The organism is Acinetobacter sp. RF14B (genome assembly GCF_006864105.1).
Classification (GTDB): Bacteria; Pseudomonadota; Gammaproteobacteria; order Pseudomonadales; family Moraxellaceae; genus Acinetobacter; species Acinetobacter lwoffii_C.
The window spans coordinates 1-14,375 of sequence record NZ_SMTB01000072.1 but is presented as its reverse complement, the minus strand read 5'-3'; the positions used below and the strand labels follow the sequence as shown (position 1 = coordinate 14,375).

The 14,375-nt window shown below is 33.9% G+C and carries 8 protein-coding genes and 1 pseudogene; 2 read left to right on the top strand and 7 right to left on the bottom strand.

Annotated elements, in window-relative coordinates:
• The first annotated feature begins 64 nt into the window (after positions 1 to 64).
• Positions 65 to 769, top strand: coding sequence for an IS6-like element IS1007 family transposase (locus E2K52_RS10685; protein ID WP_001067794.1), 705 nt, complete (start codon positions 65 to 67; stop codon positions 767 to 769).
• A gap of 53 nt (positions 770 to 822) precedes the next feature.
• Here the strand turns inward: E2K52_RS10685 and E2K52_RS10680 are convergent.
• From E2K52_RS10680 to E2K52_RS10645, 7 genes and pseudogenes are all read right to left on the bottom strand, one after another.
• A pseudogene (locus E2K52_RS10680) lies at positions 823 to 1,560 on the bottom strand (ATP-binding protein); the annotation flags it as partial.
• A 550-nt stretch (positions 1,561 to 2,110) separates the two neighbouring features.
• Positions 2,111 to 3,766 carry an HNH endonuclease signature motif containing protein gene (locus E2K52_RS10675; protein WP_016658786.1) on the bottom strand — a complete coding sequence of 552 codons (1,656 nt, stop codon included), beginning with the start codon at positions 3,764 to 3,766 and terminating at the stop codon, positions 2,111 to 2,113.
• A 1,331-nt stretch (positions 3,767 to 5,097) separates the two neighbouring features.
• Positions 5,098 to 8,553, bottom strand: a complete 3,456-nt coding sequence (locus E2K52_RS10670) for an integrase (protein WP_071320609.1) — start codon at positions 8,551 to 8,553, stop codon at positions 5,098 to 5,100.
• Positions 8,546 to 10,921, bottom strand: coding sequence for a hypothetical protein (locus E2K52_RS10665; protein ID WP_227548233.1), 2,376 nt, complete (start codon positions 10,919 to 10,921; stop codon positions 8,546 to 8,548). Before E2K52_RS10665 ends, E2K52_RS10670 begins: the two co-directional genes overlap by 8 nt.
• Positions 10,922 to 10,925: 4 nt before the next feature.
• The gene (locus E2K52_RS10655) at positions 10,926 to 11,420 is read right to left on the bottom strand and encodes a hypothetical protein (RefSeq protein WP_039048220.1); all 495 of its coding nucleotides are present in this window, start codon (positions 11,418 to 11,420) and stop codon (positions 10,926 to 10,928) included.
• A 392-nt stretch (positions 11,421 to 11,812) separates the two neighbouring features.
• Complete coding sequence (locus tag E2K52_RS10650; protein WP_004969894.1) at positions 11,813 to 12,112, bottom strand: hypothetical protein; 300 nt, start codon at positions 12,110 to 12,112, stop codon at positions 11,813 to 11,815.
• A 2-nt stretch (positions 12,113 to 12,114) separates the two neighbouring features.
• A complete protein-coding gene (locus E2K52_RS10645) occupies positions 12,115 to 12,753 on the bottom strand; it encodes an AAA family ATPase (RefSeq protein ID WP_151205098.1) in 639 nt (212 codons plus the stop codon).
• A 392-nt stretch (positions 12,754 to 13,145) separates the two neighbouring features.
• Between E2K52_RS10645 and repM the strand changes: the two genes are divergently transcribed.
• A complete protein-coding gene (gene repM / locus E2K52_RS10640) occupies positions 13,146 to 14,093 on the top strand; it encodes a replication initiation protein RepM (protein WP_201774891.1) in 948 nt (315 codons plus the stop codon).
• The last annotated feature ends 282 nt before the right edge of the window (positions 14,094 to 14,375 follow it).

The following is a 14,375-nucleotide window of genomic DNA, read 5'->3' as shown; positions in this document are numbered from 1 at the left end:
CGGCACTGTTGCAAATAGGCTGACATGATAAGCTAAATATCTTATTTATTTCGAGATACAGCAGATGAATCCCTTCCACGGTCGGCACTTTCAAGGTGAAATCATTCTTTGGGCTGTTCGTTGGTATTGTAAATATGGCATCAGCTATCGTGAACTTCAGGAAATGCTCGCTGAACGTGGAGTGAATGTTGATCACACCACAATTTATCGCTGGGTTCAGCGTTATGCTCCAGAAATGGAAAAACGTTTACGTTGGTATTGGCGTAATCCTACAGATCGACATTTATGGCATCTGGATGAAACTTACGTAAAAGTGAATGGCAAATGGGCATATCTATACCGTGCAGTTGACCAACGTGGCCATACTCTTGATTTCTATCTTTCTGCTAGACGAAATACCCATTCAGCTTATTGTTTTCTTGGTAAGATTTTGAATCATGTCAAAAAATGGCAGATTCCACGAGTCATAAACACTGATAAGGCTCATACCTATGGCCGTGCTTTGTCGCGACTAAAACAGGAAGGAAAGTGTCCTGAAGACCTGGAGCATCGACAGATTAAATACAAGAATAACGTGATTGAATGTGATCATGGCAAGCTCAAACGGATCATCAAGGCTACGTTGGGATTCAAGTCTATGAAAACGGCTTATGCCACAATTAAAGGTATTGAGGTTATGCGTGCTCTACGCAAAGGACAAGCTTCATTATTTTATAACGGTAATATTCTAGGAGAAGTTTGGCTAGTAAATAGAGTTTTCGGTCTCTAAGCTTTTTTGAAGGGAAAATCATCGACTCAGATCCCTATTTGCAACAGTGCCCTTGAAACAAAGGTATTTTTAATTTTATTGATGGAAATGGATGAGCCTGTCACGCTTGCCAAATATCTTGCGACACGCTCGAGAGAGTTAATATCGGCAGTATTTAAACGGGGAATAACATCTTTAAACATTACACTGGCATAGACTGCTTGCAAGTAATCATAGGTTTCCTGCTGGCTGGTCATGGCAAGCGTATAGGGGAAACTACTTCGCGTGTACATAGCATACAAATCACGATTGGATAATTGTTGGATGATCGGATTATTTTCAATATGCCACTGTTTAAACTCTTGGAATGACAAGGGTAAAACATGTTGCTCGATATAGCGTCCTGTGAGTAAAGTCGCAAGTTCTCCACTCAGAAAGAATGCATTTGAACCTGTAATATATAAATCGATATAATCCCGAACATATAAAGAGTCGACTACTTTTTCAAAATTGGTAACATGTTGTATTTCATCTAAAAAAACATAGTTTTTCTTGCTTTCATCAACTTTTGACAATACATAATCATGTAGTTTACGGTAATCGGTGAGTTCTTCAAATTCCATAAATTCAAAGTTGATGACAATGATGTTTTCGGCTTGTACCCCCTGTGCTTTTAGGTCTTGTTGAAACATCGCCAGCAAGGTAGATTTTCCAGAGCGACGTACACCCGAAAGCACTTTAATGACATCACGGTTTTGCCATGTATTCAGAAATTTTAAGTAGCCATCACGTCGAATATTAGCGCTTCTCATTGTTTACACTTGAAATCTAAAGTTTTAATTAATTCTATCAAAGTTTAGAACCTAGATGTAAAAATATTCAATTTTAAAAAAAGTTTAAAGTTTAAGTGAAACATTCAAAGCTACTGTTGAAGCATGCAAACAGTAGATCTGATAAAAATCCAAATTCTGTCTTTTTAATTATTTTCCATGTCATGTTATGTCATTGATGCTGCGACTTAACTGCTATATAAATTAAGTGAAAAGTAAAAGGAATTAATATGTTAACTAGAGTGGAACTCATTTTTGTTGTGCTGATGGTCTCAGCCTTAATCCTAATTGCTTATGAAATGCTAAAAGGTTTATTTTAGAGCATCTATACAATTTTTGATCAAAAAAAAGCCCACAGAGGGAATCTATGGGCGAAACTAAGGACCTTGACGGTCATTCAGAAACTACTGCTAGTTTCTGGTTGTGATTCTGGACTGAATTAAAAATAACCACATTGGCTGAATGTATCAAAAGTTAAATCATGTGATTAATCATTGATACATCTGCAAAAATGAGCTCATCGCTCTGTTGATTAATACAGTAATTCACCAAACAAATCCGCTCTAATCTCTTCCAGACTCAGATCTGATTTCATTCTATTACAGATGGGATGAACCAGCAGACCATTCTCTAGAACACCTTGCCCACCTACGGCTTTGGCAATCCGATGATCCGATTCAGTAGAATCAAGATAGATCAATCCATCACAAATGAGGCAAAAGTTATGATTACCCACCAGAAAATTGTGCTTAAGCAGACTCTTGGTTAATGCCGAAAAGGCCTTGGGCTTTGACCGAGAAATTGGACTAATCGACTCCACATATCCCACCACATGCTTGACGACTGCATCATCATAACCACCCAAAAATCTTTCGACATAAAACTCGTTAAAGTTTATGTACTTGAAGGCCTTAGACATGGACAGAATAAAGGTATTCAGGCATTCCTCATCATCAAAATCAACTTCCATTTCCAAGCTTAAGCAAATAAAGGCTTTATAGACAATTTGTAGCCGATCATAGCCCTTGATACCACTGCCGAACTTGCCGACCGTTTCAGTGGTCGCCACGGGGAAATTAGCAATCAAGAACTCAATACTACGGCGTACCCGGGTGAAGTCTTTGAAACTAATCGTTCGATGATGAATCTGCATGAGGCTTTCATGAATTTCATACACAATTGAAAACCATGCAAGAAAAGAAGTAATCTGAAAACGCTGGTCCTTATAAAAATATAAGTATGGATGAAAGCCCAAACTCGGAACCCCAGTATTTTTTACAGGCGTCGCTATTCTGCAAAGAATGGTCAACAGATGCGACATCAGGTTTTCAACGCGTTCCCCCTGATTCAGACTCATAATATTATGAATCTGATCACCAGCAATGATATTCATCAACTCATTGACCAAGCCAATTTTTTTGCCATGACTCATTTCATTGTCTAATAAAATGGTCGAAAAAAGGAGCTGATGGATCCTCTCCCCTAACTCAATCAGCTCATTTAAACGTGTATATTGGAGCTCTTCCAAGTTAGATTTATTGTCATTGATATAACAACAGGCATAGATCGCATAATAGGCGTCACTCCCGCGACTTCTTAGATGATATTCCTCATATTTATCTAGACGTTTAGTATCTGAGTTAATCGATTGAAATACCCGTCGCGCATCTTCTGGAGTCCCCAGTACCTGCCGGAAACTGATTTTAATATCGCCTAATTTCGATTTTTTTTCTGCAAATTCGGCATCAGTACAAATTTTTTGAAAATCAGCAAGATCTCCTAAATAATTGCGGAGGTAACGAATATCTTGTTTTTGTTGATCATTGAAATTAGGTGCTTGAGGGACTTGCTCATCCGCAAAATATCTATTGATCCATGCATAAATACAGGAAAGACGATGTGCCCCATCAATAATGTAAATATTGCCGTGTATATCTTTCCAATACAAAATGCATAAATTGATGTTTTGATCTTCTGTGCAATCCTCAATAAAGTTTGCAATTTCTTGCACGCTCCAACATTCCGTAGAACGCTGGTTATCCGCTTTAAATAAACATTTGATGATTGGATGCTTTTCAAAATCAGTCAGTGCCACTTCAAAATTGTCACGCTGCATTGAAGGTGACATTTCTTCTGGCAACATGACTTTACGCTGAATAATATTGGTCAATAGTCGTGTAGAACCCATTTCTTATTTTCTCCAGGCAACACTTTCCTACTTTCGCTCAAGTACGAAATTTGAAAATGTATATAGTTCGATTTGGTTAAAGCTGTGAATTAAATGACCGTCAATATCCAGTCAGCGCTAACAAAAGAGACCTAAGAGAAATGGGGGGATTAGATAATAAAATCTTCATGTTTAGTACCTGTAGTTTAGAGTTGACTATCTACAACCATCTTTTCCACGAGATGGAGGTAGACCAAACAGGGGTGGAAATACCGCACTACAGAAGACGGCCAGTCATAGACTGCCCTGCCTGGCCTACCATAATGGCAAACTAAGCATAATAAGCACAAAAAACCGCTAAAGCGGTTTTAATGCTTCTGTAGTAATTTTCAGGTTTCCACGCCCGATTACAGATTTTGCTGTAACGTAATTATCATATGGGTATCTTTTTCTTTGGTCAAACCAAATTAGAATTTTTTATTCATTTTTTAGTGATATTTTAAAATTGAATGCTGGCTTAATTTTTTCAAAATTTTAGCCGAAAAATCCCTGTATTTTACCTACATACAAGGATGCGTGTTTAGCTCAAAATCTATGCTGCATACTTATAGAAGGTTTACCTAAGCTAATTAATTTATCTTCTCCATTTTTTGGTATCTCATTAAAATCTAAAAATAATCATATTGGTGGACTCCCAAGCCTTTGCTTTGTAAAACAGCAGTTTTAAAAAGCAAAGGCTTGGGCTATTTTTCTGAAATATATTTGCTTAGGCTATTTAAAATTAGCTTATAAAATCAAACCAAAAACACAACCCATTTTTCTATGCTGTATTTAATATTATAAATCTAGCAAAATTAATTTTTTTATTTATAAAAATAAAAACTAATTTCCCTATTTTACATAATAAAACAAATGAATTTATAGGGTAAATAATTTATACTAACTCCCTAGTCTATAAAATTTACCTTATATATAATTTTATATTTTATAGATTAAATTTAAAAAATAATATCCGAATAAATTTACAATAATAATAAAAAAATACAATTAAATTTAATCTTATTTTCTCCTGCGAGTCATACAAAATCTTTTTGTTTATTGAGTATTTTTTTTGATAATCTCTCATCTAGCCTATCCAGGCTATTCTCAAGAAAAAAATTATCAAAAATCAACCTCACAGAGTGCACACCTCGCGCTTAGTGTCCCTTTTTTTGACCAAAAAAAAAGAGGAACCTTACATAAATAATGAAAAAATAATCAAACATGAATTACCTAAAGTTATATACCGATGTTTTTTATATATTTTTTTAATATAAAAAAACTGTAGCCCCCTACTTCTCCGGTAAAACATTTTAGACCATTTTCTTTTGACCCAGGGAAGGTACTCCAAGGCATTTCATCTTAAAAAAGATACTTTGTAGTACAATTTTTTGTATCAGATGATGCTTTGAATCTGCTTTTTTATTACTAATTTTATAATATTTTATTTTAACTTCAGTCCCTATTTTTTTATCAAAATCACTTGAACTTGATTTTTCTATATCTAAGTAGGATTCTACGTCCGAATATATTTTGGTAATAAACTCTACAAATGAATCGTACAATTTTAAATCTTTTTGACAGACTGCTTCAAAAACTAAAACTGATCGATCATTTTTCAATGAAATTTTATTTTCCAAAATATAATAAAAATTTTTAATTTCTTTTTGGGTAATTTCTTTGTCAATTATGAATGGATGGCATATTCCATATAAATACGACCAATTGATCATTCGCTCCCAATTTAAATCCATTTCTTGCAGATCACGCTCCTCACTTCTAGCTATTTCTTTATCTTTATAAATATAAAATTGTCTACTAATTGACTTTATTAAGTTAACAAGCTGGTCTTCAGGATTTATGATCCGGTCATTTGCTTTCCATTCCTGATATGATTCTAGAAATCTTTTTGGATATAAAAAACTCATTTGTTTTTTTTCAATTTCATCTTTTTTTAAGAATTGCTTTGGATCATTATGTTTTTCAAAAACCTTTAAAAAAAACTTAGATTTTTGAAGAATGTTAAAAGCTGATTCATCCTCAGATATCTTTAAGGATTTAAATTGAGCATTAATAATTTTGCTATTTTTTAGTAATGCACCAATCAATTCAGGCTGATATTCACGTTTTGCTGTATAAAACATGTCTGCAATTAAAATATTAAGATGATGTATATAGCTACTTGCGGTCACGTTAAAGTCTTCATGCCCCATTAGATGTGCTAAACGTTGCCATACATCTGCGCTATGTAATGATGCATGATCGATATTTTGCAATATATGCTTTTTAAGCCTACCTACAAACCTAGAGTCATAGTCAGTAAAACTACAGATAAGCTGGTGGCTGCCTTTCAATAAAATTGCTAAGTGTGATGCAGCACTATGCCTAAATGCGTGAAATGTATATGAATGATCACTTGTCCCTAATACCAGATTAAACAAGCTCCTAGTGATTTTTGATAATTGTTGATTTTCAAAGGTGAAGAGTAATGTATTCTGTACTTGTAATTCCGCTTCGCTCAAAGAAGCAGCTAAATATTTTTTATAAAAATCACAGAACTCTTTAAATTCATTTGGATTTAAAAAATAGGATAAATCAAACTGACGATTTGCATTTTCGTTTTTAACATTACGGTGAGAGTTGGAATGAATTTTTAAAACCAGATTTTCAATATCTGAATTGGATGATTCATTTGAAGTCGTATCTTTAGGATCTGACTTTGCTTCGTAATATAAACGATTATTTTTAAGATGACTTCGAAGCTGTGCAGAGTCAAAATCATTGAGACGGATGCCTGTCACTTCATCAATACGCAAACCTAGTCTAAATGCGAGTCGATAGACCCATTGCAATGCAACTATGTCATTCCCTGAAATGCCTAAAATGTGTGGATAATTTTTCACAATTTTCATCATTAATTCAAACATCTGCGGACTAATGGTCCGTGTTTTTAAAAATTTCCCGCTGTCTCTCTGATGTTCATACAAGTACGCTACTACTGGTGCATCATGCTTGTTGACCAAATACTGATGAAATGTTTTTAACCTCGCGAAAGAATAGCCAGAGGTGTCGTGCTTTTTATTATCATTTTTCTCAGCGATTGTTTCCTGCTTTTCCTGATCTTTCATTGATTTTTCTAAAATAAGGTACTCATACATTTCTTCAAATTGTTCTTCGATGGCATTATTCAAATTTATTTGGTATTCTAAAATGTAAATTAAAAAGTCAGAAACGAAGCTGTGATAATAACGTTTTATCGATGCCACCTGAAGTGATGCTTTACCAGAGCCAGAATTGTAACCTAGCTCATACTTTAACCATTGGCATATCCGTAAATGTGCGATTGCCACCACATAATCAATATATTCCCCCTCTCCAGCTTCATAGGAACGTATATCGCCCTCTGATTTATTAATACTTGCGTTCAAAGCTTCATTAAACTTGGCTAGTGTCAACTCTTTACCATCTTCACTAAATGATAAAAGCAATGATTTTATATCATTACGTTTACCCATCCGTTTATCATTATAAACTTTAACGTTCTGACCACTAGTAGAAACAGAAAGCTCCACAGTGTGATGAGTATTTTCAATTCTTTCTTGAATCGTTTTCCAGGTATCAAGCTGATGATAAATAGCTATATGCTGTTCATATATCAAAGGCGTAGTGATAATTTTGTTATTAAGTACACTTGTACTCAATAGATCTAAATTTGGAATCTCCTGCCAAAGAACATAATCAATATGCTTGAAAGCAGAAAAACGACGTCGCCCAAACTCTTTGATAAATTGATGATCAGGAACAACATCTTTAAAATGTGCTTTTAGCCGCTTATAAAGTAAATCTTCCCGCTTAACTTTTTGATCTTGATCATCGTGTGTTTGCTGCCAAATACTAAGAGGCGATGTAAACTGTAATGCATAACCTTGGTTACCATGAAGATGCTCTCGGATACGCAAATAACAAAGCATTGAGATTGCGTTAAAATATATTTGCTGTGTTTGCCATAATTCCACATCTCCTTGGCTATCATAACGGTAGAAATTGCCATATTTTTGAGATGATAGAGTGTATGAGAAAACGTAGGCATGATTCTTTGAACCAGAGTAAATTGGCAGTAGTCCACTGTCTAGATTCATTTCAAAAATTGCATCATGAATTGCAATAAGCCGTTCAGGATGAATACATCCTTGATCGAAAATTAATGATATACATAGACATTCAAATAATATGTTTACTAAGTTTTGCTGAGCTTCAACTGTAGATTGTAAACTTATATTTTGAGTCTTTTTATTAAGAGAATAGCTCCACTTTTCATAAAATTTTTCTTTAAAATCAGCAAGAATAGCTCCATTACACAACTTGTCCTCTGTTAAAGTATTATCGCGGCGCGGTAATGTTGCTATTTTCCAATCTGGTAATTTAATATCGTAAATTTTTGCATGATCTGGATTTTTTTTTTGCCACTCCTGATACTCTTGTTCACAAATAATTTTAAAGTGTTTAAAACACTCCTTGAGGTAAGAGCGGAAATATTTTTTGAGCTGGGAATGCTCACAAACTTTTATTAAAACTTGCTGATAGTTTGTAAATTTATCAGCAATTCGTTGATCAAGAAGTTTAAAATCAATCTCGACACCATTCACCTTTTTCTGAGTATATTTATGATCAATCAGCTCAGAAATTTGATTAAAAATTGCTTTTGTTTCTGTTTCAATCGCATTTTGTAATTGCTCTAGAATCTCTTGATTTAGTTCTTTGTTAATCACGCGATTTTTCCTGGGTAAACAAGTCTAGCTCCAAAATTTCTAATTTTTTCAGTAACGCTTCAACCTGTTGTTGAATTTCTGTTTTGTAATGAAAAGGACTTAAGGATGAAGTATGGCCAAACCCCATGGCAATACCATCATGTGCATAAAGGGTATTATGAATATCACTGCTGAGTTCAAGATGGTTTTTGCTAAAATGCCTTGGCCAGTTTTTATAAATCTGAACTGTTTCTTTCAAGTAATGCGTCACAAAAGCTGCTGACATTGGTGCCAAAGTAAGATTGTCTGCTATTTCTATAAAGTCAACGCTATGCTTTTTGGAAGTCAGTTGAGGATGGATAAGAATACACAGCATGAATTCATTTTTTTTCCACTGCTCCTGCAGATATTTCATGCCTAATGCAGTGATTGTCTTATCTATATACTCTCTGTATGCATCAAAATGCTTTTGCCAATAACCTACTACAGGCACTAAACGACCTTCTTGTCGTGAACCAATTTTTTTGTCATGAATATAGATAAATTTTGATTTTGAATCATAATTTTTGATCAAACCTGGCATACCCATCGTGGGTCGTACAGTGAGGCAAATTAAAGACAGATGCCACATCCAAATGCTATAAGCATTTAATTTCTCAATCCGATTGGCTTCATCATTCGTTAAAGTAGTCTGTACATAAGCATAAAGATTTTTAAAAAATTGAGTTGCTGCTTTGATAGTCCAGCAACGCTGACTACCTATACGTTGTTCTCGGTCAAAGATATAACCCGGATGCTGCTCTTTTTTCCATAGATCACCTTTTTTTCGGTTTATTAAACAATCAATGTATCTTTTAAAATGTCTATTTATCTCTTCAATATTACGCCCTTCATAGGACCAATTAACCACATGATTCGTATCGTGATTTGCCATTAAGTGTGCTACGAGATCATCACCTGTCTGCATATTCAGATGGAAATATATTTGCTTTTCTAAAATTCCACATGAAATCTTGTCCAAATTATACGGTTTGAAAAGCTGCCTTAAAAAACGATTGTATTCAGGAACAGATAGTTCTTGAATAACATTTTTTTTTAATTGAATAATCCAAGCACTAGGAATATGCCATTTATAAGTGGATGCTTTGTTATAGCGCTGTAATTTATCACTCATAATGCCCGAATGATTTACATTCAACTTTGGATCAATCACCCAATAATAAGATACTTCGATTACTTCGATTACTTCTGTTTCTTCTGCTACTTTTGTTTTTTTTATTCTTTTTACTTTTGTTTTTTCTAATATTTTTCCTTTTTCAATCAAATTATTAATATCTTTAAAGATAGTAGGACTCAGACCAGTCAGCAGTGACATCATGCCACATAATGCCAAAGAAGATTGATCATAAAAGATTGTACTATTTTCTTTGAGCATTTTATCCTGATAACAATCGTGCAATACGTTGTATACCTGATGTAATAAACTGGGTGCTAGATAAAGTGGATTACTTACAAATGGGACTTCACGTCTCTGAATAATTTTTTTGAGCTTTTCATCGGATATCATAGAACTTGCACGCTTACTGATATCATCATGTGTAGGATCAAGAATAGTTGCTGATTTTTCATCTATCTCGACTTCTGTGTCATCATTTTCTATATGAATAGGAGATGGCCCTGAGTGGTTTGTTACATCAATCTCCTTTTTTATTCTTTTTATCAAATCCTTGATACTAAGTTTCTTCGATGAATTTAATTCCCTGTTGTTAAGCTCATTACAGACAATACAAAATTGCTCAATGTAACGGTCTAAATCTAATGAGATGGAGTGCTTTTGCATCTCTTTACCAGTTAAAAATTCTTTAAAATTGCTGGTGTTAAATTCATCGATTTTTTTAATTTCATTGGTAATTTTGTCACATGGTATTTTTTTTTCCCCACGGTCTTTAAATTGGTTCTGCAGTAACAGTTTTAATGCATAACATAGTTGATTAAATTTCTTATGTACTCTTTCATCATCTACTATTCGCTTAAAATCTATCAGTTTTGTGTTTGTGATAGGCTCTTTATCTTTAGAACTAGAATTCGGTAAACTGATAAGTTCTTTGAGCATTTCACAAATTAATCCAGTCAACAGATAACCATACTGATGCCCTTCTTGTTCAATTTTAGTCCATTGAGTTAAACCAGCCAGAATTTTATGTTCCGTCACAATTCTCTTTTTTTTAATAGTAACCTGGATTTTTTCTGCAGCAGCATACAACTCATTCTTATTTTGAACGTCGAAATCTTTGAAAATAGCTTTTTTTTCACCAAGTGACTGATTTAACCACTTTTCCAATACTTTGATTTCTTCGTGTAGATCTGACAATCCATCAGTATTAGTCATACAGTTACCATAATTTTTCAGGGTAAAAATTGATTTTCAGCTTTCGTTCTAACTTGAGCTTGAAGTTTTTAGGCAAACCAAAATATTTTTTATAAGTTCTTTGAGTCAATTTTTTAACACAACGCTGCGGTTTTGACTCCACTCTCATATGTTCTGATAACTTCAGACTTAAGGCCTCGGACAATTGAGTAAAAAAACAAGTAAATAGCACAGCATGCACCTCTTTATGTTGGTGCTTTTTAACCTCTTCAGTTTCTTCAGGAGCTACATCAATTGTATCGAGTAACCACTTTAAAACTTCAAATTCATCAACGTCTTGATTGTCTTTTGCTGCCTGGTCAAGCATTTTTTTGATTTCATCATCCATCTTATTTTTAAGATCCAATACAAAATCTTGAATAAAGTCTGGTAAATCTAATATCAAAACGTAACTTAACTTGGTGAAAACTTCAGTTAGAACTTCAGGTGTTTTTTTTGCATGCCCAATTTTTTCTATCATGACTCTCTCAATCGATACTGGCTATACAAGCTCAATACAGTTGAAATGGTTAATTTCTAAATTTACTACTTAGGCCCAACAGAATATCTTTAGCCTAAAAATACCGATTATGATGTTATATGTTTATATCCAGCTAACACAGAACAGCTCAATGAGTTAACGTGATATATCACGTAATAACTTTACCATTTGATTTTCCAATATCAAAGTATCGCGATGTCTATATAAGGTTTATCAACAAATCAAAATATTTAAATTATTTGCCAGTAAAGTTATGAAGTTATGAAGTTATGAAGTTATGAAGTTATGAAGTTATGAAGTTATGCAGTTATGAAGTTATGAAGTTAGGTTATTTAATCTTATAGATTGAATAACCTCTTCCATTCTCTATTTTATTTAAAACTTTTATCAACGAGCTGCTTAAAATCTTCTAAATTCTGCTCTGCCAGTGACTCTAAAGCTATTCTTACAATACTAGATCTGTTAACACGAGCGTTATTACTTTTGATAATTAACTCATCAATTAATTCACTTAATTCTTGGTTCAAAGAAAAGGTACAACGAACGAATTTCTTTTGTGAAACTTCTAGATCCTTAACTCTTTTATCAGCTCCAGATATGAAATTTTCAACCAGTTTATCCTGATCTGAAAGCTCGTCAGTTTTCTTTTTTAAACCGCTAAGACCTGCCATAGTTATACTCCTAAAAACTCTTGAGCTATCCCTTCAATTTCTGCTTTTGCCTTAGGATCACTTGTTACTTCAAAAACAGATAAGCCATTTTCATCTGCATCATCATAAACATTTCGATTTGTCGTGATGTGGTCTAATGCTTTTATTCCGAACGATACACAGGCTTCTTTAGCATTTAAAATTCGCTGTACTTGTGACGGTAATGTTGGGCATTGTGTAATGATTGCTCTTGCATTCAAATCTGGATTCACTGCTCGTGCCAGTTTTAATACTTGTTCCATATGATCCAAAGTCTTTAGATCTCTACGTTTAGGCCTAAAAGGCAAGAGCATATGTGTTGCTATAGTCATAGCAGAACGTAATGCTTCCGAATCTTGTCCACCAGCATCAATGATAATATCTTCATATCTTTTTGATAAATCTTTTAAAACTTGACGAATATTGCCTGAAGCTTGTACAGATGGAATATTTTTTAAATCCTCATTCTCATCACGTTCTTTAATCCAGTCAGTTGTTGTGCCTTGAGGATCTGCATCTAGAAGCAGAACATCTCTATTCTTTTCTTGTAAATAAACTGCTAAGTTTTGGGCAAGGCAGCTTTTACCAGCTCCGCCTTTTTCACCACCTACTAAAATAATCATAAGTTATGTAAGTTACGTAATTTTGTTGAAAATAATGTACAAGTTTCAATCTCATGAATCAACTATTGTGAAAAATAAAGTTAAAAAAAAGTTATCCACAAGTAATGTTCTTTTTTAATTTTATATATATTTTATAAATTTATATTTATAGAACCTCTGAATGCCTTATGAAGTCTAGTTTTCAGAGGTTTTATATGGACGTTTTCCTGACAATAAGTGGACACTTTCCTTTATTTAAATGGACGTTTTCCTGACAATAAATGGACGTTTTCCTTTATTTAAATGGACGTTTTCCTTTATTTAATGGACGTTTTCCTGGCATAAATAGATCTTCCATTAATGGACATTAAGTGTTAATGTCTATTAATGGAATTTATTTCTTTAATCACAATATGGCAAATCTAATTTATAAAGACAATAACTTGATTGAAGCATCTTATGCATTGACTCTGTCTGAACAACGCTTAATTTTAGTTGCAATTATTGCAGCTAGGGAAATTGAAAAAGAGCTTACATCGGATACATTGCTAACAATACATGCGTCTGAATACATGAAGCACTTTAATTTGGGTCGTCAAGCGGCCTATGAGGCTCTTCAGGGAGCGTGTGATAACTTATTTGAACGTAGACTCACCTATAAGGCCATAGATCCTGTTACAGGTAAGCCAGCGGTCTACAAAAGCCGTTGGGTATCAAAAGTTGGCTATGTTAAAGAAGCTGCATGTGCTCAACTAATTTTTGCTCCTGATATTTTACAGCTTTTTGTAAAACTTGAAGAAAAGTTTACTCGTTATGAATTAAAGCAAATTTCTCAATTATCTAGTGTATACGCTATACGGCTGTATGAACTTTTGATTAGATGGCGTAGCAAAGGCAAGCTATATATTAGTATGGTTGAATTGCGTGATAAGTTAGGTCTACTTGAAAATGAATATAAAACCATGGGAGATTTCAAAAAGCGTGTATTGACGGTTGCCATAGATCAAATTAATAAACTTACTGATATCGACGTAAGTTATGAGCAGAAAAAAGAAGGGAGAACAATTACACATATCGAATTTTCTTTTAATCAAAAAGCTTCCTTAATTGTTAGTGATAAGGTACTGGAACCGACATATCAGCTGACACCAAAACAATCTATATTTTTCGCTCAAAAATTGTGTGACCTTATCAAATATCCCGAATTCGGGGGGAAATATGCCAATGTAGGCGAAGAGATCGAAGCGTTTAAAGAAAGGATTTCACTTGAACTCCTCGACCCTGAAAAGGTAAAAAAGTATTATTCTGATTTGTTAAAAGTGGGCTATAAAGAAAAATATAAATCAGAAAAGTTATCATAACCTGAATAATAGAAATTTTTATTTTGAACACTACAAACCTATAGGAAAAACTTAGTCTGCCCTGGTAACCCTAGTTTTATAAACTGAAAATTATATGTTCCACTAGTACGAAGAACTGATCTGGATTAATTAGCCAGGAAGATGAAATTATAAAGTTACATAACTTACGCAATCCTGAGGAGAGTGATGCGATGGAAACCTCTCCCGGTAATGCTTGTCAGGGATTTGTCCATATATGGAAGCGCAGCACTGAAAATTACAGGTTCCACTAGTACGAAGAAC